The organism is Pleomorphomonas sp. JP5 (assembly GCF_023721815.1).
GTDB lineage: Bacteria > Pseudomonadota > Alphaproteobacteria > Rhizobiales > Pleomorphomonadaceae > Pleomorphomonas.
Genome location: NZ_JAMDLI010000008.1, coordinates 1,164,195 through 1,190,423 on the forward strand (window position 1 = coordinate 1,164,195; position 26,229 = coordinate 1,190,423).

Below are 26,229 nucleotides of genomic sequence, written 5' to 3' on the forward strand. Positions count from 1 at the left end.
CCGGAACGCCCCCGCGCCGGCAGGGCAGTACCAGCGCAGTTTGTCGTCTTTCAATGAAATGGCAGTGGCAGGATGTTTTTTCCGCCACCGCCTTGCTTTTTGAAAAGTTGAAGCAGGCTCTGGGCGGAGCGATCGACTATGTGTCAGTGAGGATTGCTTGCCTCGCGGATACACCAGTGCCCATGCCAGAGATTCTGACTGCCAATCGACTGTCCGATGGTGACGTCGTCTATCGTGCCGCCAGTGGCACTTGGGTCGCCGACATCGACGCCGCCGAGGTGATTGACGACGCGGAGCGGCGCACCGCCGCCGAGGCCGCTGCCCTGGGCGATGTCAGCGCGTCGCTAGTGGTCGAGGTCGCGACGATCGCCGTCTCCGTGGCGGATGGGCATGTCGTACCCAAGCGGCTTCGCGAGCGCATCCGCGCCTTTGGCCCCACGGTCAAGTCCGACCACCGCCCCGTCACCGCCTGAGGAGGGAGCGCCATGTATCGCTATGACGAGTTCGACGCCACCTTCGTGCGGCAGCGCGTTTCCCAGTTCGCCGATCAGGTGGAGCGCCGGCTCAAGGGCGAGATCACCGAGGACGAGTTCAAGCCGCTGCGCCTGATGAATGGCGTCTATCTCCAGCTTCATGCCTACATGCTGCGTGTCGCCATTCCCTACGGCACGCTGTCGTCAACGCAGATGCGCCGCCTCGCCCATATCGCCCGCGTCTACGACAAGGGCTACGGCCACTTCACCACCCGGCAGAACATCCAGTTCAACTGGCCCGCGTTGAAGGATGTGCCGAGCATTCTCTCCGAGTTGGCCGAAGTGGAGATGCACGCCATTCAAACGTCGGGCAACTGCATCCGCAACGTGACCGCCGACCATTTCGCCGGCGCCGCCTTCGACGAGGCCGACGATCCCCGCCCTTACGCTGAAATCCTCCGACAGTGGTCGTCGTTGCATCCGGAGTTCTCGTTCCTGCCGCGAAAGTTCAAGATCGCGGTCACTGGCGCCGGCCACGACCGCGCGGCCATTCGCCTGCACGACATCGGCCTTGAGGTGAAGCGCGGCAAGGACGGCGGCATAGGCTTTGCCGTTTATGTCGGCGGCGGCCAGGGGCGCACCCCGATGATCGCCCGCGAACTTGCCGCCTTCGTACCGGAGGCCGACATTCTGGCCTATGTCGACGCGATCCTGCGCGTCTACAATCTGTTCGGCCGGCGCGACAACAAGTACAAGGCGCGCATCAAGATCCTGGTTCATGAAACCGGCATCGATGAACTGCGCCAACTGGTGGAAGACGAGTTCAGGCAGATCCGGGGCGGCGTCCTCGGCCTGCCCGCCGAGGAAGTTGCGCGCATTCGCGCCTATTTCGAGCCTCCGACCCTGACGACGCGATCGGGGACATCCGCCACGCTCGAGGCGGCCCGCGCCGAGAACCCGGCGCTCGACCGCTTCGCTCGGCAAAACCTCCATCGCCACAAGGCGCAGGGCCATACGTCCCTCACCATTTCGCTGAAGCCGATCGGCGGCATTCCTGGCGACGCCTCGGCCGAGCAGATGGAGGCTGTCGCCGATATCGCCGAGCGCTGGGCCTTCTCGGAAATCCGCGTCAGTCACGAGCAGAACCTCATCCTGCCGCATCTCGCGCTCGACGACGTACCTGCCGTCTACGAAGCGCTTGCCGCAGCGGGGCTGGCCACCGCCAATGCCGGCGCCATCACCGACATCATCGCCTGCCCCGGCCTCGATTATTGCGCCCTTGCCAACGCCCGGTCGATCCCGCTCGCCTCGCAACTGTCCGAACGCTTCGGCGCGCCGGAGCGGCAGGATGAGATCGGCCCGCTATCGATCAAGATTTCCGGCTGCATCAACGCCTGTGGACACCATCACGTCGGCCACATCGGCATCCTCGGCGTCGACCGCAAGGGCGAGGAGTTCTATCAGATCAGCCTCGGCGGCAACCCCGACGAGAGCGCCTCGATCGGCCAGATCATCGGTCCCGGCTTTTCCGCCGAGGGCGTCATCGACGCCGTCGAGACCGTGGTCGACGCCTATATCAAGCTCCGTGCCTCGCCGGACGAAACCTTCCTCGCCGCCTATCGCCGGCTTGGCGAAGCCCCATTCAAGGAGGCCCTCTATGGTGCTTGATGCGCTCGGCCTTGCCGTGGACCCCGACCAGGGGCTCGCCTCGGAGGCGCGGCTCCTGTCGGCTCGTCATGACGGAGAAGACGCGGAGACGATCGTCGCCGCCGCGCTCGATCTCTATGCGGGCAAGATCGCGCTGGTATCGAGCTTCGGCGCCGACAGCGCCGTGCTTCTCGCCATGGTGGCCGACATCGACCGATCCCTGCCGATCGTCTTCCTCGACACGGGCAAGCTGTTTCCCGCCACCCTCTCCTATCGCGACCAGTTGGTGGAGACGCTCGGCCTGACCGGTCTTGTCATTCGGGCGCCAGACGACAACGACCTCGCCGGAGCCGATCCGGCCGGCGCTCTGTGGATGGCCGACACCGACGCCTGCTGCGATATCCGCAAGGTGAGGCCGCTTGAAGCCGCGCTCGCGCCTTATGACGCCTGGATTTCCGGCCGCAAGCGCTATCAGGCCGAGACACGGGCGAACCTGCCGCTGTTCGAAGCCGCCAACGGCCGGATCAAAGTCAACCCGCTGCTCGGCTGGGACCGGGCACGCATAGAGGCCTACCGCGAAGCGCGCCACCTGCCACCGCATCCGCTCGTCGCCGAGGGCTATCCATCGATCGGCTGCCTGCCCTGCACCGACAAGGTAAGGCCGGGCGAGGATGAGCGGGCCGGCCGCTGGCGCGGCAAGGCCAAGACCGAATGCGGCATTCATCTCGGCCAGCCGTCGGGCGCCATCATTGCGGGGATTTGAGACATGGTCGCCACCGCCATCGTGCCGCAGGGCACCGCTACCGACGGTTCGACGCCGGACGTCTATCGCGCCGGACGCTTCGAGCCCAACGACTTTGCCATCTCGGCGGAGGACACCGGAGGCGATGGCCTCATCCTGCCGCTTGCAGCCCTCCGGGCGGCTCTCGACGGGAACAGCGCCAGCAATCGCCGCCTGGGGTTGCTTTTCTCACCGGCCGATCGCTTCGACGAGGTTCTCCCACTTCTGGAACGGATCGTCGTCGTTGCCGTGGACTTCCCAAAATTTGCAGACGGCCGTGGCTTCAGCCATGCCGCCCGCCTCGTCCGAGCAGGCTTTGCCGGCGAGATACGGGCGGTCGGCGAGGTCCTGATCGACGAGATCCCCCTCATGCGCCGTGTCGGTTTCTCGGCGTTCGAGGTCAGAAACGCTACTGCCCGTCGCTATCTTTCCGAGGGGCGTGATCCCTCGCCCGACCTCCACTATCAGCCGGGCGCCCTCAGCGAGCCCCCGGCAGGCACACGCCCCTGGCTTCGCCGTCGCGCGACCTGATACCGCCAAGCTTCCTTGTGGATTGGGACACTGGAGCCCATCTGGCCCCGCTTGTTACACTAGCGTACACTTTCGCCTCTTTCGTATCTCAAGTTCTCCGGATTATCCCTTGGGCTACATTGCCGAAACGGAGCCGGACATGGCCTTCTGGAAACAATTGGTTCTTGCCCTGCTTCTGGGTCTGGCGGGAATCGTCGGTTGGGGTGCTCTCGATCCATCCGCGCGTCCTCGGTTGATGGCGGCCGGTGTTCCGCAGGCGCTGCTACCGGAATGGATCTTTCTTGCCTCATCCGAGGAGGTGGCTGCCGCAGCGCCAAAGTCCGAAGCTCCCCGACGCGACCCGGCCAGGAACGCCGCCCCCGGGCGGGCGCCGCTGGTCGTCACTGCTCCCGTCGTCATGACCGAGACCGCCGACCGCGTCAGCGCCATCGGTACCGCCGAAGCGGCGCGAACCGTCGCCATCTTCCCCCGGGTCACCGGCATGGTGACAGAGATCGCCTTTACCTCTGGAGACCGTGTGGAGGCCGGCGCCACGCTGGTCCGCCTCGATGACGACAGCGAGAGGATTGCGTTGGAACAAGCGAAGGTCGCCCTGGCGGATGCCGAGGCCAAGGCGGCTCGCAACGAAAAACTAGCCGAAACGCGGGCAATTTCCGCCGCCGAGCGCGATACCGCCCGCTTCGAGCTCTCCAAGGCGCGACTGACCCTGCAGGAGGCGGAGCTCAACCTTAGCCGCCGCACCATCGCCGCCCCGTTTTCCGGCGTCGTCGGCCTGACATCGGTCGAAGTGGGCGACATGGTGTCGACCTCGACCGAGATCGCGACACTGGACGACCGGTCGGAAATCAAGGTCGAGTTCCGCATCCCGGAAGCTTTCGCAGCCCGCGTGGCGAGCGGTCAGCTCATCGAGGTTGCAACGCCATCACAGCCCGGCGCCCGCTTCTCGGGCAAGGTCACTGCCGTCGGCAGTCGCATCGAAGCCGACAGCCGTACGCTCGTGACGCAGGCGACAGTGGACAATCCCGACGACGTCCTTCGTCCCGGCATGTCCTTCGCCGTGACGCTCCGTTTCCCGGGCATCCGGAAGACGGCCGTACCGGCGCCATCGGTCCAGTGGGACCGCGACGGCTCCTATGTCTGGTTGGTCGACGACGGCAAGGCGAAACGGACCGGCATCGCCATCATCGAGCGAAACGCCGATACGGTGCTGGTCAGTGGCGACCTCAAGCCCGGCGACCCGGTGGTGACCGAAGGCATTCAGTCGGTCCGGGCCGGTTCGCCCGTAAGGATCGAGGACGCGTCCGATCGGCTCGCAGGCAAGGCCCAGGAGGCCAAGCCATGAGTCGAAGCCACGCCCTCACCGCGCTGTTCGTTCGTCGGCCGGTTTTGGCTCTGGTGGTCAACGCATTGGTGATCGTCGCAGGCCTTGCCGCTTATCGCGACGTGGAAGTGCGCGAGTTGCCCGACGTCGACCGGCCCGTCGTCACCGTGACCGTCAGCTATGCCGGCGCGGCGCCGGAGACCATCGACACCGACGTCACCGCTCGCGTCGAGTCGGCCGTGTCGCGAGTTGCCGGTGTGACCTCGATATCTGGGCGGTCGAGTTTCGGCCGATCACGCGTCACCATCGAGTTTTCGGAGAACACAGACCTCAACGTCGCCGCCAACGATACCAGGGACGTCGTGAGCCGCATCCGCAACCAGTTGCCAGAAGACGTCGACGAGCCGCAAATCGTCAAGGCCGATGCCGACGGCGACGCCATCATCCGCCTCGCCGTTACCTCCGATCGCGTATCGCTCGAGGAACTGACCAGCCTCGTCAACGACCGTATCGCCGATGCTCTCGCCGCTATCGATGGCGTCGCCGACGTCCAGGTGTTCGGAGACCAGGAGCCGGTGTTCCGCGTCGACATCGATCAGACGGCGATGGCTGCGCGCGGGCTCACGGTCGCCGATCTCACCCAGACGCTTTCCACCGTGTCGATGGACAGCCCCGCCGGTGCGCTCGCCAATCGCGACCTCAGCCTGGTGGTCCGTGCCGATGCGCGCGTGACCGATGCCGCCGGCATGTCCCGCCTTCTGATCGACGGCACAACGCGCCTCGGCGACGTGGCGACTGTGTCTCTCGCCCCCGACACCGGCACGTCGCAGCTCAAGATCAACGGCAAGGCCGGTATCGGCATGGGCATCGTTCGCGCCGCCCGATCCAACTCGATCCAGATCTCAAACGACGTCGCCCGCGTCGTCGCAAACCTCAAGACGACGCTACCCGATGGCGTCGATCTCACCGTCACGTCCGACGAGGCGCGTTTCATCAACGGGGCCCTACACGAAGTGATCCTGGCCCTCGGGCTCGGCGTCGCAATCGTCATCGCCGTCATCTATCTGTTTCTCGCCAGTTGGCGGGCGACGCTGATTCCGGCCGTCACCATTCCGGTGTCTCTCATCGGAACGCTGGCGGCGATGTGGCTGATCGGCTTCTCGATCAACATCGTCACACTCCTGGCCCTGGTGCTCGCCACGGGCCTTGTGGTGGACGACGCCATCGTCGTCCTGGAGAACATCGTCCGCCGCCGGCATATGGGCATGAAGCCGCGCGCTGCGGCGGTGCTCGGCACCGAGGAAGTCTTCTTCGCCGTGCTTGCCACGACGGCCACCCTCGCTGCCGTGTTCGTGCCGATTTCCTTCCTGCCCGGCACTGCCGGCAGCCTGTTCCGCGAGTTCGGCTTCGTGCTGGCGATCGCGGTCACCATCTCGGGCTTTACGGCACTGACCTTCGCACCGATGCTCGCCGCGTCGGTTCTGCCAGCGGAAGACAAGCAGAAGCGCGCCGTCATGCCGCGTCTGCTCGGATCGATCGGCCGGCCGCTCGCCGCGCTCTATGGCCGCCTGCTCCACGCCGCCCTGGCCGCTCCGCTCGTGGTCGCCGCATTATCCGTCGCCTTCGCCGCCGTGGCCTGGGGTGTATTCCAGAGCCTGCCGAGCGAACTGACGCCGCGCGAAGACCGCGGTTCGGTAATGCTGCGGGTCACCGCGCCACCCGGCATTTCCATCGACAACATGGGGCGGCAGATGGACAAGGTGGCCGCCGTCGTCCAGCCCTACCTCGACAGTGGCGAGGCTACCGCCAGTTTCGCCATCGCCGGTCGCGGCGACACCAACTCCGGCTTCATGATGCTGACGCTCGCCCCCTGGGACGAGCGATCGCGCAGTCAGGCGGCGATCGCCGCCGAGATCAACGGCAAGCTCGCGGCCATTCCATCCATCCAGGCGCGAGCCCTCAGCTCCAACTCGCTCGGGATCCGTGGCGGTGGACAGGGGCTGCGCCTCTCCCTGGTCGGCCCCGACTTCGACGGGCTCGCCAGGGTCGGCGACGCTTTCATCAAGGCTCTCGAAGAGCGCCCCGAAGTGCGGAGCGCCACCCTCGATTACCAGCCGACGCAGCCGCAGCTTTCCGTCCGCATCGATCGCGACCGGGCGCAGGACCTCGGCATCCCCGTCTCCGGTCTGGCCCAGGCACTGCAGGCGGTGCTCGATGGCCGTAAGGTGGCCGACGTGTCGGTTGGCGACCGGATCATTCCGGTCAAGCTGGTATCCTCAGCCACGCCGATCGACGACCCGACCGATCTCGGCAATGTCTTTCTTCGGACCGGCGACGGGCGAATGGTGCCGATGAGCGCCATTGCCACCCTGGTCGAAGGCTCGACGGCGCCCGGCCTGTCGCGCGACGGCCAGCAACGGGCGGTGCCCATCTCCATCGATCCGGCACCCGGCGTGGCGCTAAGGCAGGCAATGGCGGTGGCCGACGAGGTTGCTGCGTCGGTACTGCCGGCCGGCTACGACATCAAGCAGACCGGCGAGGCGGCGGCGCTCGCCCAGACCTCGGCGGGGCTTGCCACCACATTCGGCTTCGCGCTGATCGTCGTGCTGCTGGTCCTCGCAGCGCAGTTCGAAAGCTTCGTCGCGGCGTTGATCATCATCGCCACCGTGCCCTTCGGCCTTGCCGCAGCAGTGTTCGCCATCCGCCTCACCGGCGGAACGCTCAACATCTACAGCCAGATCGGCCTCGTCATGGTGGTTGGAATCATGGCCAAGAACGGCATTCTCATCGTCGAGTTCGCCAACCAGCTGCGGGACGAGGGGCGCAATGTGCGAGAGGCGATCGAAATGGCGGCGCGCATCCGGCTGAGACCCGTTGTGATGACCATGATCGCCACCATCGTCGGCGCGGTCCCGCTGGTTCTGGCTTTCGGGGCCGGAGCGGAGGCGCGCGTCGCCCTCGGTTGGGTACTGGTGGGTGGTCTCGGCTTTGCGACCGTTTTCACACTGTTCCTGACGCCAGTCGCCTATCTGGTGCTGGCCGGGTTCACCAAGCCACGCGGTCACGTCGAACGCCTTCTGTCCGGCGAACTCACCGCCGCCGAGGCTCTTGGGCTTACCGAGGAAGATCCGGCCTCGCCGCCCAAACCAAAGCTCGCGGCGGAATAGATTAAGGTTAGGCGACCCGGAACCGACGAGCCTCGGCGGGGTTGGCGAAGACTTCGCGATCGAGGCGCGTCAGCATGTAGGAGATGAGGCCGGTCATGATCATGTCGGTCTGCCAAGGCAGCGTCTCGATCACCGTCGACCGACGCAGGTCTTCGACCAGCGCAGCCTCGATAGCCGCCTTCAGGCCGCTTTCGAACAGGGGGTAGGCGCGAACCGAGCCGCCGGTCAGCACGATGCGACTTGGGTTGATAAGGGCCATCAGTCGCGCCAGCCCGTAGCCCAACGTCTCGCCCGCCCGGTGATAGATCGCCCGCATCGCTTCATCGCCGGCATAGGCGGCGGCCTCGTGGGCGATCAGCTCACCCTGCGTCGGCCGGATACTGAGCGGAGGCGCATCTTCCGGCAAGCCAAGCGCCTGACGATGAATGGCGTAATCGGCGATGTAGGCCTCAAGGCAACCACGCCGCCCGCACTGGCAAAGGGCTCCGTTGGGCAGGTGATTCATGTGGCCGAACTCGGCCGCCGAGCCGGCGGCGCCGTGATGCAGCCGATCGCCGACGAACAGGCCCGCCCCCACGCCCTGATCGACGAAGATCACTGCAAAGGTCCCGCTATAGATGTCCGGATTGGCCTCGTGCAGGGCCTGCGCGATCATGTTGGCGTCGTTGGAGAGAATGCAGTTGCGACCGGTCAACGCCTTGAGCGGTTCGACGAGGCGCATGTCCCGGACGCCGAAAGCCGGCGACCACATCACCGAGCCCGTGTTGGTGTCGACGAAGCCCTGCGCGCCAATGGCGATCTCGGCCACCTGACGAAAATCGATGCCATTGTCGGCGACGATACGGCCGAGCAGATCGGCAAGCTTGACGGGGAAGCTGTCGCGCGTCTCCTGATACGTCGGAACGATAGCTTCCTGCCGATCGATGATATGGCCGTCGAAATCGGCCAGTTGCAGAACGACGCTGTCGCGCGAGATCTTGGCCGCCAGCACATAGCCAGCCGTCGGATCGAGACGCAACATGACGCGAGGCCGACCGCGCCGAGCCGGTTCGGCCTGGACCTCCGCGTTCTCCACCTCGTCGTCACTGGCCTCGACCAACCCCTCGGCGATCAGATCGGCGGTGATGGCCGTAATGGTGGCCGGCGACAGATTCGTTTCAGTCCCGAGATCCACGCGAGCGATCGGCTCGCGCCGGCGCAACGCCGAAAGCACCAGGGATCGGTTCTGCCGCCGCACATGATCGCTGTCGGCCTTGCCGACGGAAACGCGCCGCGAGCCATCTCCACGCACGGTCATAGTAACGCTTGTCCTCCCCCACCGGCGGGATCATCCCCGTCCCCGGCGCCCCGCGTCTTATCTCTATCGGAGCATTCCCCGACCTGATCGTTCAGGCCGAGACGCCCTTGGGCCGAAGCCGCTCCGGATTTCCTCCACCCCTCACCGCGCATCCCGGGGGCAGAAGCCCCCGAGGTGCCGCGCCGCTTCCCCCAAAGCGGCCGGCCCAGATCGGCATCGGATATTGACATCGGCCATGGCCCCGGTCCACGCTTTTTTTGAGCTTCAAAGATAATCGTTGGGTAGAGTGGGCCGAGCGGCCAACTTCACAATGGAAACCCCGGAGCGTATTGTCTTCGCGCTCGTGGAACGACATTCGGGGGGACGTCGTCAGCATGTGGAAAGTGCTTCCGGTCATCGCCCTCGGGCTGTTCTGTCAAGCAGCGATGGCCGGACCAGTGATTGGTGTGAGCTGGCCGGGCGATACCACGCATCAATGGAAGCTGGATGCCGAAGCGATCCGTGACGCGGTATCGGCGGGATCCGGAGCGGTGATCGAAACCGACGCACGCCTGTCGGCCGCCAAGCAGATCCTCGACGTGATGAGCCTGATCGACGCCAAGGTCGACGCGTTGATCGTCGCAGCGGTCGATCCCCGTGCGCTGGAACCGTCGATCCGAGCGGCGGTTGCCGCCGGAATCCCGGTGATCGGCTATGACCGGCCCATCGGTCTCGAAGGCGTGCTATCGATTGGCTTCAACCAAGCGGATGTCGGGAGGCTACAGTCGCTGGCTCTCTACGCGGCGCGGCCGCGCGGCGGTTGGGTGCTGCTGAAAGGCGACTTCGACGACCCGCAGACCGCGCGCCTTTACGCCGGCCAAATCGGCGTTCTCAAGGATTCGATCAGTGCCGGGCTGATCCGCATTGCCGGGGAGGCCTACACCCCGGGCGGCTTGTCGCTGAATGCCCGCCGTGCCTTCGGCAACATTCTCGACGCCACCCGCAACGACGTAGACGCGGTGCTGACGCCGGACGACGCCAGTGCCGGAGAGGCGATTTCGGTGCTTGAAGAGCGTGGACTCATCGACAAGGTTGCCGTCGTCGGCCAGGGCGGAGATCCGGAGACGCTCAATCGCATCGCGCGGGGGGTGCAAACCGCCACCATCTGGGAAGATCACGAGGCGCTTGCCCGCAAGGCGGCCGAAGCGGCGCTGCAGCTGGCCGATGGCCGCTTGCCAATGGAACTCGGGGTGGCAAGACGGCTCGGCGACGGACAGGGGACGACCTACGAGCTGAATCTGCAGCCCTTCACCATTACTGTCGATGCGCTCGGCCTTGCGCTGTCGACCGGCTGGATCGATGCCGAGCGCCTCTGCCATCAGGTGCCGGCCGGCCACATCGCCGACTGTCCCTGAGAGAGCGGGGAATACTCAATCAAACAGCTCCGGCCTGCGTCGGCGCAAGGCCTCGACCAAAAGACGCGTCTTGAGATCGAGTACCTCGCCATTGTCGGCGAGATTGGCCAGCGTGGACAGCGGCAGTTCGACCACTTCGATCTCCTCGCTCTCCTCTGCGAGGCCTCCCCCCTTGCCGCGCTGAGCGGACGTGTCGATCTCGCCGAGATAGAGCCAAACCCGTTCGGTCAGTGACCCCGGAGAGGCATAGGGGCGGCCAAGATACTCCAGCTTGCCGACGACGCATCCCGCCTCTTCCCAGGCTTCGCGACGCACAGCCGTCTCACCGTCCTCACCGTCATCGACGATGCCGGCGATCGCCTCGAGCGTCACGCCGCTGCCGTCGGCCAGAAGCGCGGCGGCGCGTACCTGGCGGACCAGGATCGCTGTCCGTTGAAGCGAATCGTAGACGAGGACCGCGGCGCCATCGCCATGGTCGTGCACCTCGCGCCGCACCAGCCGAGGCTCGCCATGCACCGTTGTTTCGAGGACAGCCACTTCAAGCGTCAACCAGCCATCATAGACGGTTCGCCGCTCCTTGACGGATACGGGAGGCAAGCGGTTCTCGGTCAGACGGTCCGCCATACTTGAATCTCCCTGTCGTCAGCGTCGCCCCTTGATAGACGCCCGTCACCGCCCCCGCCAGCGTCCGAAGTCGGCTGGCGTTGCCAGAGCACCCGGACGAAACACCGCTGTCGCACGCGGGCAACAGTGACACCCGTTCCGTTTGATCCGGATTGATCGAGCCCAAGAGGGTTTCGACCTGGCGGAGACGGCAGCCCCCTCGGCCACCACTTTGTTTGAGCGGCACGGTCTTCTGCTTGACCGACGCCCCCCGGGTCGGCCAAATGCTGCAACCGTCGTTTGGGAGCCCACCATGATCGATACGTCCTGCCTCGCCGTCATCCTCGCGGCCGGAGAAGGCACGCGCATGAAATCCGACCTGCCGAAAGTGCTGCACCCGGTGGGCGGCCGACCTCTCATCGATGCCGTGCTGGAAAGCGCCCGGGCCGGCGGAGCCAGTCGTTTCGCGGTGGTGATCGGCGCTGGAGCCGACAAGGTGCGCGCCCATCTCGGCAAGGTGGCCGCGAACTTGGAGGTCTTCGAGCAGCGAGAGCGTCTCGGCACGGCTCATGCGACTCTGGCCGCGCGCGAAGCACTCGTCGATCACAATGGGCCAGTACTCGTACTGTTCGGCGATACCCCCCTCGTACGACCGGCCACCATTTCCGCCCTTTCCGAGCGACTCTCCGCAGGAGCGGATGTCGCTCTCCTCGGCTTTGAGACCGACGCGCCAACGGGATACGGTCGGCTGATCATCAAGGATGAGCGACTGGTCGCCATCGTCGAGGAAAAGGATGCCGACGCGGAGACCAAGGCAATCCGCGTCTGCAATTCGGGAATCATGGCCTTCAGGCAAGGCTTGCTGCCCGAGTTGCTTGACGCCATCGGCAATGCCAACGCCAAGGGCGAGTATTACCTGACCGACGCGATCGCGGTGGCGACGGCGCGCGGCCTCAGGGCCGAAGCGGTCATCGGCGAGGACGAGAGCGAGTTCGTCGGGATCAACGACCGCGCGCAGCTCGCAGCGGCCGAGGCGATCTTCCAGCAGCGGATGCGCGCCGAGGCGATGGCTTCCGGCGTGACGCTCGTGGCGCCGGAGACGGTCTTCTTCTCCTTCGACACCAGGCTTGGCCGCGATGTGGTGGTGGAACCCAACGTGGTGTTCGCCCCTGGTGTAGATGTGGCGTCGGGTGCGACAATTCGCGCCTTCAGCCATCTTGAGGGAGCCAAGGTGGCAGGGGGAGCCATCGTCGGCCCTTATGCGCGGCTGCGACCGGGCGCCGATCTGGCGGAGAACGTTCACGTCGGCAACTTCGTCGAGATCAAGAACGCCCGCGTCGACCGGGGCGCCAAGGTCAACCATCTCACTTACATCGGCGATGCCTCGATAGGCGCCCGGACCAACGTTGGCGCCGGCACAATCACCTGCAACTACGACGGCTTCTTCAAGCACAAGACGATCATCGGAGCCGACGTGTTCGTCGGGTCGAACACCGTCATGGTCGCGCCGGTCACCGTGGGGGACAATGCGCTGACCGCGGCCGGTTCGGTCATCACGACCGACGTGCCCCCTGACGCCATGGCCTTCGGGCGCGCGCGCCAGGACGTGAAAGAGGGCATGGGAGCAGCGAAGAAGGCCATGCTTGCGGCCAAGAAGGCATCCGCCAAGCCTGCCGGCTGACCGACGGGCGTTTCGCCCTTTGGGATATCTCCCGTAGGCAATCTTCGCCGCCGGAGTCTACCCGGCAAGAGGGACTCATTCCCTTTTGTCCCAATTTCGATGTCAGAATGATCGGTCTCGGACACGCAACGCGCGCCGTTTGCCTCGTCTGGAAGACAATCTTCAGTAGAGAAATCAGATAGAGTACAGCCTCATCACCGAGGTGAAGACAAGGCCGGGATACCTCGCAGCCGAGCCCGGCAGGGTCAACTCGTGGCGCCGCCTTTCCTCTTTTGACCGTTTGCCAACGTTTTTGTAGCGAAGGCCCGACCGAAACGTTCATCAAAACATGGATGATCCTGCTTGCCTCAGTCTTACTGACGCAACTTTCCGAGCTAACCCTCCGTGAGAAAATGTCATGCGCTCTTTTGCCGCCGAGGTCGACTCGCGAGCCCCAAGACACTCAATGGTTTTGTCGAACATGAAAACCTCTTCTTCCAATTGAATTTTTGTATTTTACCTATAAAAATTTTGTTCGATATTCGAATTTATAATTGAAAGTTCGAAAGAAACCGCTCAAAATTCTCCTAAAGTCGAATTTTCTCTTTTAATTACGGCATCTTGAATGAGCACCGTATTCCCCGTCCGCAAAAATGCAAGGGATTGCACGGATAAAAGCAGGGCTTGCAGAGCTAGAACCGCTTGGCTAAACTATTACATAAAGTCGATCCGGCGCCTGGGAAGAGGACCGGAGAACTCGGCTGATTTGGGGGAAAAATCAGGCATGACAGGGAGTTGCGAGCGCGATGCCTGCGACGGTGTGCGGCTTAAGCCCGACACGGTCAGGGTATTTGCGGTGTCCTCTCCCGAAAGACGATATTCAGACCGGTCGCGGCGAGGCATTTCGTCCACGGACAAAGATGTCATCACCGATGGCTCGAGGGTGAGGATGACGGGAGGATTTTCCTCTTCGTTCCAGACCGAGGGCTTCGATGTCGGCAACCGGGTCAAGATCGCTCGTCTCCCGCCACACGGCGTCGCGTTAGTCGATGGTCGGTGCCGGCGAGGTCTGGACAGCGGCGTGGTTTCGGTGAAACTGCCGCTGGGAAAGCGGGAGGCACTGGCTGCCCGCCGGGTGGATTTGACATGCGCATGTCCGGACGTGTCCGGAGAGCACGATTCGTCGCCCCGCTCGGGGCGACGTGGCGATGGCGGTCAAACGGCTGCCCTTCGCATCAGGAGGCTCCTCCCTTCACCCGGCGTCAGCCGGTGCGGATGGGGAGGCTAGGATCCGGTGGCAAGCGTCACCGGGCCGCAAGAGGGAATAAGGCAGGGCCACCCTGCTTTATGAGGACGTCAGGGGCGACAAGCGTCTGACGAAATTGGTCACCAACTCACACGGAGTTCCCGAAGAGGCGTGGCAGGTCGCCAACCCTCGCGGGATTGAAGGGGGAGAGAATGAAGCTTACCAAGATTCTGGCTGCCACGCTCGTGATTGGCGTTTCCGCCATGGCCACGGCGTCCTACGCCGCCGAGAAGGGCAAAGTCGGCATTGCCATGCCGACGCAGTCTTCGTCGCGCTGGATCTCCGACGGCCACAGCATGGTCGAGCAGTTCCAGGCCGCCGGCTTCGAGACCGACCTTCAGTACGCTGAAGACGACATCCCGAACCAGCTGAACCAGATCGAGAACATGGTGACCAAGGGCGTCAACGTCCTCGTTGTTGCCTCGATCGACGGCACGACCCTCACCGACATTCTCGCCAAGGCTCACGAGGCCGGCGTCAAGGTGTTCGCCTACGATCGCCTGATCCGCAACTCGCCGAACGTCGACTACTACTCGACCTTCGACAACTTCCAGGTCGGCGTTCTCCAGGCTTCGTCGCTCGAGACCCCGCTCGGCCTCAAGGACGGCAAGGGCCCGTTCAACATCGAACTGTTCGCCGGCTCGCCCGACGACAACAACGCCACCTTCTTCTTCAATGGCGCCATGAGCGTCCTGAAGCCCTACATCGACAGCGGCAAGCTCGTCGTTCAGTCGGGCCAGACGGACTTCGCCCAGGTCGCCACGATGCGTTGGGATGGCGCCACCGCCCAGGCTCGCATGGATAACATCCTGTCGGCCAACTACACCGACAAGCATGTCGACGCCGTTCTGTCGCCCTATGACGGCATCTCGATCGGCATCATCTCGTCGCTGAAGGGCGTCGGCTACGGCACCGAAGGCACGCCGATGCCGTACGTGTCCGGTCAGGACGCCGAACTGCCGTCCGTCAAGGCGATCATCGCCGGCGAGCAGTATTCGACGATCTTCAAGGACACCCGCGAGCTCGCCAAGCAGACCGTGAAGATGGTCTCGCAGGCCCTCGAGGGCAAGGAAGTGGAAGTCAACGACACCACGACCTACGACAACGGCGTGAAGGTCGTTCCGTCCTTCCTGCTGAAGCCGGTCCTGGTCACCAAGGACAACTACAAGGAGATCGTCATCGACTCCGGCTACTACAAGGAATCGGACCTCTGATCAGGTCCTGATGTCCCAACTTTCCGCGCGGGGACTTCCCCGCGCGGTCTTCAAAATCTGCCCGCTGCGCGGATCGGTGCGCCCCTTGGGTGCCCTTGCGGCAATACACCAACAACAACAATGTTCTGCCTGTCGCCCATCGGAGATCGGCGGACAAAGGAGCCTCGCGTGAGCACGAACGTGATCCTCGAGATGCGCAACATCACCAAGACGTTTCCGGGCGTCAAGGCGTTGAGCGACGTCAGCTTTTCGGTAGAGGAAGGCGAAATCCACGCGCTCTGCGGCGAGAACGGCGCCGGCAAGTCGACGCTGATGAAGGTGCTGAGCGGCGTCTACCCCTACGGCACCTATGACGGAGAGATCTACTACAACGGCCAACTCAAGAAGTTCGGCTCGATCAAGGATACCGAAGAAGAAGGTATCATCATCATTCACCAGGAACTCGCGCTGATCCCGATGCTGTCGATCGCCGAGAACATCTTCCTGGGCAACGAAGTCGCCAAGGGCGGCGTCATCAACTGGGCCGAGGCGACCCGCCGGACGACCGAGCTTCTGGCCAAGGTTGGCCTCAAGGAAAACCCCTCGACACTGATCACCAACATTGGCGTCGGCAAGCAGCAGTTGGTCGAGATTGCCAAGGCGCTATCCAAGAAGGTGAAGCTGCTCATCCTCGACGAGCCCACCGCCTCGCTCAACGAAAGCGACTCCAACGCGCTGCTCGACCTGCTGCTCGAGTTCAAGAAGCAAGGCCTCACCTCGATCATCATCTCGCACAAGCTCAACGAGATCTCCCGCGTCGCCGACAAGATCACCGTCTTGCGCGATGGCGCCACGGTCGAGACGCTCGACTGCCATGCCGAGAAGATCTCCGAGGCCCGCATCATCCAGGGCATGGTCGGCCGCGAGCTCAGCGACCGCTTTCCCAAGCGCGTGTCGAAGGTTGGCGAGACCATCTTCGAGGTCCGCAACTGGACGGCATATCATCCGATCCATTCCGATCGGAAAATCTCCAACGGCATCAATCTCAACGTCAAGCGTGGCGAAGTCGTGGGTATCGCCGGCCTGATGGGCGCCGGCCGCACGGAGTTCGCCATGAGCGTGTTCGGTCGTTCCTACGGGCAGAAGATCTCCGGCGAAGTGCTGATCAACGGCAAGCCGGCCGACGTGTCCACCGTCGAGCGGGCGATCAAGTCGGGCCTCGCCTACGTCACCGAGGACCGTAAGCAGCTCGGCCTCGTCCTGATCAACAACGTGATGCACAACAACACGCTGGCCAACCACAAGGGCATTTCGAGAAACTTTGTCATCGACGAGTATACCGAGCGCAAGGCGGCCAACGAGTATCGCGACAGGCTGCGTATCCGCACGCCCAGCATCTATCAGGACGTCGTCAATCTCTCGGGCGGCAACCAGCAGAAGGTCGTTCTGGCCAAGTGGCTGTTCGCCAATCCGGACGTACTCATCCTCGACGAGCCGACACGCGGCATCGACGTCGGTGCCAAGTATGAAATCTACTCGATCGTCAACGATCTCGTCGCCGCCGGCAAGGCGGTCATCTTCATCTCCTCGGAAATGCCGGAACTACTCGGCACCTGCGACCGCATCTACGTCATGAACGAAGGCGCGATCGTGGCCGAAATGCCCGTTGCCGAGGCCAGCCAGGAAAACATCATGGGCGCCATCATGCGCTCGGGGGAGAAGGTTTGATGAATACGCCCAACGAAGCCACCCAGACGGCTGCTCCGTCGCTTGCCGTCTTCCTCCGGCAGAACATGCGCGAGTACGGCATTCTGATCGCACTCGTGGTGATCATGATCTTCTTCCAGATCATCACCGGCGGTGTGCTGTTCCGTCCCGTCAACCTGACCAACCTGGTGCTGCAGAACTCGTTCGTCGTCATCATGGCGTTGGGCATGCTGCTGGTCATCGTCGCCGGCCACATCGACCTCTCCGTCGGTTCGATCGTCGCCATCATCGGCGCCGTGGCAGCCGTCATGATGGTGAACTACAAGATCGACCCATGGACGACGTCGCTCGTCTGTCTCATCCTCGGCGGCGTCATCGGCGCGGCACAGGGTTACTGGATCGCCTATCATCACATTCCGGCGTTCATCGTGACGCTGGCCGGCATGCTGGTGTTCCGCGGCATGACGCTGTGGCTCCTGGGAGGCATGAACATCGGCCCGTTCCCGGCCGAGTTCCAGAAGCTTTCCACCGGCTTCCTGCCCGACCTGGTTTCCCTGCCGGAACTGCCGCTGCTCGGCAGCCTGCACTCGACCTCGATTCTCCTGACCCTCGCCATTCCTGCTCTGCTGGTCTACCTGTCCTGGCGCAGCCGCAAGCTCAACGAGTCCCATGGCATCGAGGTCGAGCCCTTCGCCTTTTTCGTCACGCAGAATGCCGTGCTCGTCGCCGTCATGGTCTTCCTCGGCTACCAGCTCTCCACCTACAAGGGCTTCCCGAACATCCTCGTGATCATGGGCGTCCTGATCGCCTTCTACACCTTCGTCACCACCCGCACGACCATCGGTCGCCGCATCTACGCACTCGGTGGCAATGAGAAGGCGACGAGGCTCTCCGGCATCAATACCGATCGCCTCAGCTTCTACACCTTTATCAACATGGGCGTTCTCGCGGGCTTTGCCGGCCTGATCGTCGCCGCGCGCCTCAACTCCTCGACCCCGAAGGCCGGTAACGGCTTCGAGCTCGACGTCATCGCGGCCTGCTTCATCGGCGGCGCCTCGACGACGGGCGGCGTCGGCAAGATCACCGGCGCGGTGGTCGGCGCCTTCATCATGGGCGTGCTCAACAACGGCATGTCGATCATGGGTCTCGGCATCGACTTCCAGCAGATGGTCAAGGGCTTGGTGCTGCTCGCCGCCGTGGTGTTCGACCTCTACAACAAGCAGAAGAGCTAAGCGCTTCATCTGCCGCATGCTTTATGAGCCGAGGCCTCTCCGGGCCTCGGCTTTTTTCGTTACTGGACAAATCGGCTCGCTCGGGGACCTGACGGAGTGTCTCGACACGAAGGGAATAAACGCCGTCGCGATGTGTTGTTGAGGCTGGGGCATGCCGCCCCGGAGCCAAACCGATGCGACACGTCCTGCCCGATCACATCCCAATCCGCCTCCTAAGGCATCTGACTATCCTCGTCCTGCCCCTCTTGCTCGGCATCGCGCCGGCTGATGCCGCGAGTTTCTCGAACCTAGCCGGCCGCTACGCCATCGGCGATCAGTCGAGCGTCACCTTCTCGATTTCAGGCACTCTCGTACCAACCGTGCACGGCAGCTTTCACAGGTTCTCCGGAAGCTTCAACCTCGACCCGGCGCATGTCGAACGATCGTCGGTGACCTTTTCCGTCGCCTCGGACTCGGTTGCCACCGGCGTCGCGCCGCTCGACAGCTTACTCCGCTCATCCGTGGTGTTCGATGCGGCTGACAATCCGGACATCCACTTCGCTTCGACTGCCGTGCGCCGGACATCGGAGACCACCGCAGATGTGGATGGCCTTCTGACGCTGAAGGGGCAGACGCTGGCCGAGCATTTCACAGTGACGCTGACCGGCAGCAGCGACAAACGGCCGGAGTTTCATGTCGTCGGTCGCGTCGCCCGGTCGCCTTCGGGATGAGCGTCGGCAGACCGCTCTACTCGGACGACGTAGTGTTCGACCTCGCCATCCAAGGTCGTCGCCAGCACCCCGCCGGCTGACGGGACACCGTCGCTCTCCGCTGACGCAAAAAGGCCGCATCCTCGCAAGGACGCGGCCTTCCTTGTCATAGAGGCAACGAAGCTCAGAAGCCCGAGAAGCGCCACTCGATGCGATGATGATAGGTCTCGCCCGGGCGTAGCACGGCACTCGGATAGCTCGGCTCGTTCGGCGCATTTGGGAAGGTCTGCGGCTCAAGCGCGAAGCCGGCGTTCTTCAGCAGCTCGGAGAACGGCGCCTTGATCGCCGGCGTGAAGTGTTCGCCCGTATAGAGCTGCATGGCTGGCTCAGTCGTCCAGACCTCGAGCGTACGGCCGGTAACCGGTTCAATCGCGCGCGCGCCGAGATGCAACTCGCCACGGCCGGCATCGAGCACGAAGTTCTGGTCGTAGGGGCCGGCAATCGGACGCTTCTCGCGGAAGTCGAAACGCGTCCCGACCACATCGGCCAGCGGCCCCAGGGGAATGAGATCGGCGTCGACCGGTGTGTACTTGCTCGCCGGGATCTGCATCAAATGACCGAGGGTGTCGCCCTTGCCGAGCAAGTTCCAGTAGACGTGATTGGTGAGGTTGACCACGGTTGGCTTGGTCGTGGTGGCGGTCATGTCCAGATAGAGCGTCTGCCCCTTGAGGCCGTAGGCTGCCTTGACGGCCAGCGCGCCGGGGAAGCCCATGTCTCCATCAGGTGAATCCAACCGGAACACCACTTCACCGCCGGCCTTGTCGACCTCCCAGTTCAGGTGACCGAATCCGTCGGCTCCGCCATGCAGCTGCTTGGAGCCCTCGTTGGCCGGCAAACTGTAGGTGACGCCGTCGAGCGTGAAGCTTGCACCGGCGATGCGGTTGGCAAAGCGACCGCAGATGGTGCCGGCCCAACCGTCGCCATCGGGAGCGTTGAGGCGACCGGGCGACCCGATCACCGTCTGGACCGGCCCGCCCGAGCTCGTCGGAACGTAAAGCGCCACAAGCTGCGCGCCGGCCGGACTGAAAACGGCCTTGAGGCCATTGTCGCCGTCAAGCGTGATGAAGTCTTCAACCGGATGTGTCATGTCTGTCTCCCCGCGCTCTTTTGGAGCGGTCCTCTCAGATATCTGTCAATGTCGCTCAAGTTCGCGAAAAACAAAAGGTTTTTTCGACCTTGGCCTTTCGGCTTGCTCCCAAGTCCCTAAGGTTGTGGCATAGTCGCACCAGCTTCCCGCTTTCGGCCGCAGCGGCGTGATTCGGGGGGCGCGCCGGGCGGTTTGTGGGGAGATTCATGACACGACGGACGGCTCAAAAGCGCTCGCGACAGGATGAGATCGTGCGCGAACTGGCGCACGAGATTGTTAGCGGTCGCCGGCCGGAAGGCAGCTTGTTGCCATCCGACGCCGAGTTGATGTCACGCTTCGGCGTGTCGCGGACGGTTTTGCGGGAATCGCTGAAAACCATGGCCGCCAAAGGCCTGATCCAGCCCAAGACGCGGGTCGGTACGCGTGTCGTCGAGCGAACGAACTGGAACCTGTTCGACCCGGACATGCTGCGCTGGCACCTCGACTGCGGCATCGGCCTAGAGCTGCTCGCCCATCTTTCCGATGTTCGGCTGGCCCTCGAGCCCGTGGCCGCCTCGCTCGCGGCCCAAAGACGGAGCGAAACGGACGTCGCCACGCTCAATGCCATCGTCGACCGGATGGAAGCGCCCGACGCCACGCCGGAGTTTTTCGCGGCCGCCGACCTCGATTTTCACCTCACCGTCGCCCGCATCAGCGGCAATCCGTTTTTCCGCACGGCGTCGGCCCTGATCGAGGTAGCGTTGGCCGCTACATTCGCCATCACCACGCCGGTGAACGACCCTGCTGCGAAGGTTGCCTCCTGCGCCGCGCACCGGCGTGTCGTGACGGCGATCGGGGATGGCGACAGCGAGGCCGCGGCGATGGCCATCGTCGAGACGATCCGCTCCGGCGCGGCGCGCGTGGCGGCGGCCGCCAGACGCTGACGGCCGCGGCCAGGCTCAATGGCTGTCGCGCGGATCGGTTTCGGCGACCCTCTGGTACTTGACCGCCATTTCCATGACGGCGCCGTCGGCGAGCTGGCCGACCGTCGAGCGATAGAGCTCCTGCCAGGGCGTCTGGCTGGCCGGATAGACTGGCTGGAACATGGCGCGCCTCTGCTCCCATTCCTCGGCATCGACCAGTGCGTCGGCGGTGCCACGGTTGAGGTCGATGCGAACGCGGTCACCGGTCCTGAGCAGGCCGAACCCACCGCCAACTGCGGCCTCGGGCGAGGCGTTGAGAATGGAGGGAGAGCCGGACGTGCCGGACTGCCTGCCGTCTCCCATACATGGCAAGGCGCCGATGCCGCGTTCGATCAGGGCGGCGGGAGGCTGCATGTTGACCACCTCGGCCGAGCCGGGCCAGCCGACCGGGCCGGCATAGCGGATGACCAAGATGGTCTCCTCCGTGATGCCGAGCGCCGGGTCCTCGATGCGATGATGGTAGTCTTCAGAGCCATCGAAGACCACGACCGGCCCCTCGAAGACATTCTCCTCCCCCGGACGCGACAGATAGCGCGTGCGGAACTCGTCCGAGATCACCGACGTCTTCATGATGGCGGCGTCGAACAGGTTGCCCTTCAGGACGATGAAGCCAGCCTTGTCCTTCATCGGGGCGTCATAGGGCTTGATGACCTCGCCATCGGGTGGCGGAAATGACGCCAGGTTCTCCGCCAGGGAGCGACCGGAAACGGTCAGGGCATCGCCATGAAGGCGACCATTGTCGAGAAGTGCCTTCATCACCACGGGCAGGCCGCCCGCCCTGTGGAAGCCCTCGGACAGATAGCTACCGGCCGGCTGCATGTTGACCATCAACGGCACGTCGTAGCCGACTGTCTGCCAGTCCATCGGCTCGATCGACACACCGGCGTGACGGGCAATGGCCACGATATGCGGCTGGGCATTGGTCGAGCCGCCGATCGCCGAGTTGACGACGATGGCGTTCTCGATCGCCTGCCGGGTCAGGATCTTCGAGGGCCTGAGATCCTCCTCGACCATGGCGACGATACGCTCGCCGGTTCGATAGGCCATCTGCCCGCGCTCGCGATAAGGCGCGGGAATACTGGCGTTGCCGGGCAGGCACATGCCGAGCGCTTCAGCCAGGCAGTTCATGGTGGAGGCGGTGCCCATGGTGTTGCAATAACCATCGGACGGCGCCGAGGCCGCCGCCGCCTCGATGAACTGTTCGTAGTCGATCTCGCCCGTGGCAAGTTTCAGCCGCTTCTCCCAGATGATGGTGCCGGAGCCGGCCAGCTTGCCCTCGTACCAACCATCGAGCATCGGCCCGCCGCTGAGCACGATGGCGGGCAGGTCGACGGTGGCCGCCGCCATGATCTGCGCCGGGGTCGTCTTGTCGCAACCGGTGGTGAGCACCACGCCGTCGAGCGGGTAGCCGTGCAGGATCTCGACGAGGCCGAGATAGGCGAGATTGCGATCGAGCGCCGCCGTCGGCCGCCGGCCGGTTTCCTGGATCGGGTGCACAGGAAACTCGAAGGCGATGCCGCCAGCAGCCCTGATACCCTCACGAACCCTCTCGGCCAGACGCAAATGAACGCGGTTGCAGGGCGACAGATCGGAGCCGGTCTGGGCGATGCCGATGATCGGCCGGTCCGAGCGCAGTTCCTCGACGGTCAGGCCATAGTTGAGATAGCGCTCGAGATAGAGCGCCGTCATCGAGGGGTTATCGGGATTATCGAACCAGAGCTTGTGGCGGCGGGGACGCGACATCGGTCGTTCTCCTCTATACAGATGCGACAATCAGCCAATGAGAACGGCCGGAGGGGGCACCCCACGGAACGGACCATCGACAAGGTAGGTCAGACCGGCCTCCGGCTCGGCGGCGCGCCTGTCCGCGTCGTAGCCTTCGAAGGCCGACGTCACGAGAAGGCGGTCGAGCTTGGGGCCGGCGAAGGCGGGGCAGCTGACCTGCCGGGCCGGCAGGGCGATGCTCTCGACGCGATGGCCGTCGGGATCATAGGCGTCGACAGCGTGCCCGCCCCAGCGGGCGTTCCAGAGCAGACCGTTGGCGTCCACCGTGGCGCCGTCGGGGCCACCGCCGCTGACGCGGCTGAAGACCTGCCGATCGCCCGTGGGTCTGCCGCTCTCCGGATCGGTTGGAATCCGGTAAATGACGTGCTCGGTCGTATCCGAAAAATAGGCGGTGCGTCCGTCCGGAGAAAAGGCGATCGCGTTCGGAATGGTCAGTCCGTCGATAATCGGCTTTAGCTCGCCAGCACGATACCACCAGATGCGTCCGAAACCCGGCTCGAAGCGCCAGCCCATGGTGGAAATCCAGAGCGCACCGGCCGGATGTACGGCTCCATCGTTGCTACGAGTACCCGGACGCTCGTCCCAGAAGGGGCGCAGCTCGGTCAACGCGCCGCCGTCGATCGACCGGAGGTGCAAGCCGGCGTCGCTGGCGATGAGATGCCGATCGTCGTCGACGCGAGCGGCGACGGTCGCATGGAACGGGAGATCATGAATCCTGGGAGCGGCATCATCGAGCCCCATTTCCAAGAGCTTCCGGTCGAGAATATCGAACCAGAACGCCTTGGCTCGCCCTGGGTGCCAGCTCGGCCCTTCGCCAAGATGGCACGCGTGATTGGACAAGACGGAAACCGTTGGCATGCACCCTCCTCGTCGGCGGGCGCCTTTCGCCTCTCACCGAACACGACAGTAGCTTTCCCACTCCGGCTTTGCCAGCCGGAGTGGCTATAAGTCATACTAATTGATCGATTACCGCATCTACTCGTGCGGCCATGCCCGGAAGAGCTCGGTCCTCTCGGCGGCGGCCGTAAGCGCGGCAAGACGGGGATAGTCGGCCAGCGACACCACATCCGGAATCAGGGCGGAGATGAAGGTTCCCGCTACGACCAGCGTGACGCCCGCCTCGCTCGGCGGTGGCCCCAACAGCCATCCGGCGCCGTCGATGTCGGCCTCGATCGCCGAGAGGGCCGCCCTGAGCTGGCCCGTGACGCGATCCATCCAGGGCTGGTGCAGCTTCTCGGCTGGACGAAGCTGCCGTTCGTAGACGATCTGAACCGCCTTTTCACAGGCCGCAAGGCCAAGCCCGGTCAGACGAACATCGAAAACGGCGAGCCTTGGGTCGATCGGCCCGAGCGACCTGCCTCCGGCCAGCGCCTTCAGGGCATAGTCGATGATCAGGGTGGAATCGAGCAACACGACGCCGTCGTCGGTGACCGCCGTGGGCGCCTTGACCACCGGATTGATGGCGGCAAAGGCATCATAGTGGCGAAAGACGGAAAGCGGCTCATGGACAAAGGGGATGTCGAGAGCGGCAAGCGTCAACGCGGTGCGGCGAACGTAGGGCGAATCGAGCATGCCAATGAGACGCACGGCAAACCTCCGAGTGAAGCAGAAATGCGTTCTGCGCGAGAACGGCTGCTAGCGTAAGCCCAAAGCTGGGTGGAGCGAAATGGGGCTCGCAGCCGATCGCCTCGGCTCGTCTCGGATGAAGGCGCCGTGTTCTGCCGGTTCAGCTTCCGACGGCGCGCCGCTCCCTCGCCAGCGAGGCCGGTGAGGCGACCACGTCCGGCAGGGACGCCGGCCGGCCGAAGTAGTAGCCCTGGAAGCGCTGGCATCCGGCCGCCTTCATCAGGAGGTACTGCTCCTCGGTCTCGACGCCCTCGGCGAGAACGCGTGTTCCAAGGGCGCGTGCCAGTTCGGTGATCGTCGTGACGAACGCCATGTCCACATCGCTCGACCCGGCGGCGTGAACGTAGCTCTTGTCGATCTTCAGACAGTCGAAGTGGAACTTCCTCAAATACTGAAGCGAAGCGAAACCCGAGCCGAAATCGTCAAGAACGATCATCACGCCAGCCGCCCTCAGGCCTTCGAGGTTCGCCCTCTCGACCGAGCCGAAGTCTAGAAACACGGTTTCGGTGATTTCGAGGACGAGACGGCTGGCCGGCAAACCCGCCGCCGCGAGTTCGCCGACAACGAAAGCGGCGAAGCCGGACTGCTTCAGCTGGACGGCGGAAACGTTGATTCCGAACTGATACTGACCATAGCGGACAGCGTCGCGGATGACGCGGCGGATCACCCACTCGCCGACCTCTTCGATCAGCGTCGACTGCTCGGCAACGGATATGAACTCCGCCGGCGGAATGGTGCCACGGAGCGGGTGGTGCCAACGAATGAGGGCTTCGAACGCGGTCTGTTCCTCGCCATCGTCGGCGATGATCGGCTGATAGTGCATATCCAGCTGGTTGAGATAGATGGCGGCGCGCAGTTCGCGTGTCAGCAGCCGGGTATAGCGGTCGTCGACCAGCATGCGGGCGTTATACGAGAGAACCGTTCCCCGGGCCTGCTTGGCCTTGTACAGGGCAAGGTCGGCTAGATTGACCAGTTCTAGCGCAATGTGGGTGTCGTCGGGAGCCATGGCGACGCCGGCCGTCGCCGACAGGCGCATGGTACGACCGTTGATCTGCACCGGCTGTCGCAACCGGTCGAGCAAGGCCTTGACGGACTGGACCACCTCGCCGCGCGAGGAGCAATCGGTCAGAAGCAACGCGAACTCGTCGCCGCCAAGCCGCCCGACGATGGCGCCAGGCAGTTCCTCGCGGCAGATGCGGACCAGCTGGGCCAGCGCCTCGTCGCCGGCGGGATGGCCGAACGTGTCGTTCAGGGCCTTGAGATGGTCGAGGTCGAGCATGACGTAGGCATGCCGGCGTTCACCGGAGGTCTGCACGCGTCGACGCAGCTCGTCAAGAAAATCGCCACGCGTCAACGCCAAGGTGACGGGATCGACCCGAGCCGTGTTCTCGGCCCTCTCCTCGCCCTGCATCACGGCGAGGCTCTTGCGCATCAGCAGGAAACCGATGGCGACGATCAAGAGAAGAAGAAGTGTCTCCGAAACGAGCCCTGCCAACAGACTTGGCTGCCAGGACGCAGGCAGCGTGCCCAGGCGGACGAGCATCAAAGCCAATGCAATGGCGAGACACGAAGCCGCCAGCGCGCCCACGAGCACAGAAACGCGCCGACTGACGCTCAGCGCAGTTTGAAGTTGTTTTCCGGGCGCCATCCTTCACCTTTATGTCTAGGCAAATTTACGGCGCTCTTATGAATTTTTCGCAAATACCAA

General features: G+C 64.0%; 21 protein-coding genes. 13 read left to right on the forward strand and 8 right to left on the reverse strand.

Annotated elements, in window-relative coordinates; all coding sequences use genetic code 11:
• Positions 1 to 182: 182 nt before the first annotated feature.
• From M4J40_RS16480 to M4J40_RS16505, 6 genes are all read left to right on the forward strand, one after another.
• On the forward strand, positions 183 to 473 hold the full coding sequence (locus tag M4J40_RS16480; RefSeq protein WP_251755478.1) for a DUF2849 domain-containing protein: 291 nt from the start codon (positions 183 to 185) through the stop codon (positions 471 to 473).
• A 12-nt stretch (positions 474 to 485) separates the two neighbouring features.
• Positions 486 to 2,141: a nitrite/sulfite reductase gene (locus M4J40_RS16485; RefSeq protein ID WP_251755479.1), complete on the forward strand. Its 1,656-nt coding sequence runs from the start codon at positions 486 to 488 to the stop codon at positions 2,139 to 2,141.
• Positions 2,131 to 2,883 (forward strand): phosphoadenylyl-sulfate reductase, encoded by a 753-nt coding sequence (locus M4J40_RS16490; RefSeq protein WP_251755480.1) that lies wholly within the window; start codon positions 2,131 to 2,133, stop codon positions 2,881 to 2,883. The genes M4J40_RS16485 and M4J40_RS16490 overlap by 11 nt, the downstream gene beginning before the upstream one ends.
• A 3-nt stretch (positions 2,884 to 2,886) precedes the next feature.
• On the forward strand, positions 2,887 to 3,432 hold the full coding sequence (locus M4J40_RS16495) for a DUF934 domain-containing protein (protein ID WP_251755481.1): 546 nt from the start codon (positions 2,887 to 2,889) through the stop codon (positions 3,430 to 3,432).
• 139 nt (positions 3,433 to 3,571) lie between these two features.
• Positions 3,572 to 4,774: an efflux RND transporter periplasmic adaptor subunit gene (locus M4J40_RS16500; protein WP_251755482.1), complete on the forward strand. Its 1,203-nt coding sequence runs from the start codon at positions 3,572 to 3,574 to the stop codon at positions 4,772 to 4,774.
• Positions 4,771 to 7,920 carry an efflux RND transporter permease subunit gene (locus M4J40_RS16505; protein ID WP_251755483.1) on the forward strand — a complete coding sequence of 1,050 codons (3,150 nt, stop codon included), beginning with the start codon at positions 4,771 to 4,773 and terminating at the stop codon, positions 7,918 to 7,920. The genes M4J40_RS16500 and M4J40_RS16505 overlap by 4 nt, the downstream gene beginning before the upstream one ends.
• Positions 7,921 to 7,927: 7 nt before the next feature.
• On the opposite strand, the gene M4J40_RS16510 is transcribed toward M4J40_RS16505, so the two are convergent.
• On the reverse strand, positions 7,928 to 9,217 hold the full coding sequence (locus M4J40_RS16510; RefSeq protein WP_251755484.1) for an ROK family transcriptional regulator: 1,290 nt from the start codon (positions 9,215 to 9,217) through the stop codon (positions 7,928 to 7,930).
• 374 nt (positions 9,218 to 9,591) lie between these two features.
• Between M4J40_RS16510 and M4J40_RS16515 the strand changes: the two genes are divergently transcribed.
• Positions 9,592 to 10,611 (forward strand): substrate-binding domain-containing protein, encoded by a 1,020-nt coding sequence (locus tag M4J40_RS16515; RefSeq protein WP_251755485.1) that lies wholly within the window; start codon positions 9,592 to 9,594, stop codon positions 10,609 to 10,611.
• Between the two features lie 15 nt (positions 10,612 to 10,626).
• Here M4J40_RS16515 and M4J40_RS16520 read toward each other — a convergent pair whose 3' ends face one another.
• Entirely contained in the window at positions 10,627 to 11,235 is a 609-nt protein-coding gene (locus M4J40_RS16520; RefSeq protein WP_251755486.1) for an NUDIX domain-containing protein, read from the reverse strand.
• Positions 11,236 to 11,527: 292 nt separating this feature from the next.
• On the opposite strand from M4J40_RS16520, the gene glmU reads away from it, so the two are divergent.
• A complete protein-coding gene (glmU, locus tag M4J40_RS16525) occupies positions 11,528 to 12,895 on the forward strand; it encodes a bifunctional UDP-N-acetylglucosamine diphosphorylase/glucosamine-1-phosphate N-acetyltransferase GlmU (RefSeq protein ID WP_251755487.1) in 1,368 nt (455 codons plus the stop codon).
• A gap of 693 nt (positions 12,896 to 13,588) precedes the next feature.
• Here glmU and M4J40_RS16530 read toward each other — a convergent pair.
• Entirely contained in the window at positions 13,589 to 13,885 is a 297-nt protein-coding gene (locus M4J40_RS16530; RefSeq protein WP_251755488.1) for a hypothetical protein, read from the reverse strand.
• 447 nt (positions 13,886 to 14,332) lie between these two features.
• Here M4J40_RS16530 and chvE point away from each other — a divergent pair, with 447 nt between their 5' ends.
• The 4 genes from chvE (at position 14,333) to M4J40_RS16550 (ending at position 19,022) form a co-directional block, all read left to right on the forward strand.
• A complete protein-coding gene (gene chvE, locus M4J40_RS16535; RefSeq protein WP_371875422.1) occupies positions 14,333 to 15,394 on the forward strand; it encodes a multiple monosaccharide ABC transporter substrate-binding protein in 1,062 nt (353 codons plus the stop codon).
• Positions 15,395 to 15,586: 192 nt separating this feature from the next.
• A complete protein-coding gene (gene mmsA, locus M4J40_RS16540) occupies positions 15,587 to 17,101 on the forward strand; it encodes a multiple monosaccharide ABC transporter ATP-binding protein (protein WP_251755626.1) in 1,515 nt (504 codons plus the stop codon).
• A complete protein-coding gene (gene mmsB / locus M4J40_RS16545) occupies positions 17,101 to 18,312 on the forward strand; it encodes a multiple monosaccharide ABC transporter permease (protein ID WP_251755489.1) in 1,212 nt (403 codons plus the stop codon). The genes mmsA and mmsB overlap by 1 nt, the downstream gene beginning before the upstream one ends.
• A 173-nt stretch (positions 18,313 to 18,485) precedes the next feature.
• Complete coding sequence (locus M4J40_RS16550) at positions 18,486 to 19,022, forward strand: YceI family protein (RefSeq protein WP_251755490.1); 537 nt, start codon at positions 18,486 to 18,488, stop codon at positions 19,020 to 19,022.
• Positions 19,023 to 19,185: 163 nt separating this feature from the next.
• Here the strand turns inward: M4J40_RS16550 and M4J40_RS16555 are convergent, their stop codons facing one another.
• Positions 19,186 to 20,148 carry an aldose epimerase family protein gene (locus M4J40_RS16555; protein WP_251755491.1) on the reverse strand — a complete coding sequence of 321 codons (963 nt, stop codon included), beginning with the start codon at positions 20,146 to 20,148 and terminating at the stop codon, positions 19,186 to 19,188.
• Between the two features lie 206 nt (positions 20,149 to 20,354).
• On the opposite strand from M4J40_RS16555, the gene M4J40_RS16560 reads away from it, so the two are divergent.
• Positions 20,355 to 21,071, forward strand: a complete 717-nt coding sequence (locus tag M4J40_RS16560; protein ID WP_251755492.1) for a FadR/GntR family transcriptional regulator — start codon at positions 20,355 to 20,357, stop codon at positions 21,069 to 21,071.
• A 15-nt stretch (positions 21,072 to 21,086) separates the two neighbouring features.
• Here the strand turns inward: M4J40_RS16560 and M4J40_RS16565 are convergent, their stop codons facing one another.
• From M4J40_RS16565 to M4J40_RS16580, 4 genes are all read right to left on the reverse strand, one after another.
• Positions 21,087 to 22,853 (reverse strand): IlvD/Edd family dehydratase, encoded by a 1,767-nt coding sequence (locus M4J40_RS16565; protein WP_251755493.1) that lies wholly within the window; start codon positions 22,851 to 22,853, stop codon positions 21,087 to 21,089.
• Between the two features lie 30 nt (positions 22,854 to 22,883).
• The gene (locus M4J40_RS16570) at positions 22,884 to 23,753 is read right to left on the reverse strand and encodes an SMP-30/gluconolactonase/LRE family protein (RefSeq protein ID WP_251755494.1); all 870 of its coding nucleotides are present in this window, start codon (positions 23,751 to 23,753) and stop codon (positions 22,884 to 22,886) included.
• Positions 23,754 to 23,870: 117 nt separating this feature from the next.
• Positions 23,871 to 24,482, reverse strand: coding sequence for a glutathione S-transferase (locus M4J40_RS16575; RefSeq protein WP_251755495.1), 612 nt, complete (start codon positions 24,480 to 24,482; stop codon positions 23,871 to 23,873).
• Between the two features lie 139 nt (positions 24,483 to 24,621).
• Positions 24,622 to 26,064, reverse strand: a complete 1,443-nt coding sequence (locus M4J40_RS16580; protein WP_251755496.1) for a bifunctional diguanylate cyclase/phosphodiesterase — start codon at positions 26,062 to 26,064, stop codon at positions 24,622 to 24,624.
• Positions 26,065 to 26,229: the final 165 nt, after the last annotated feature.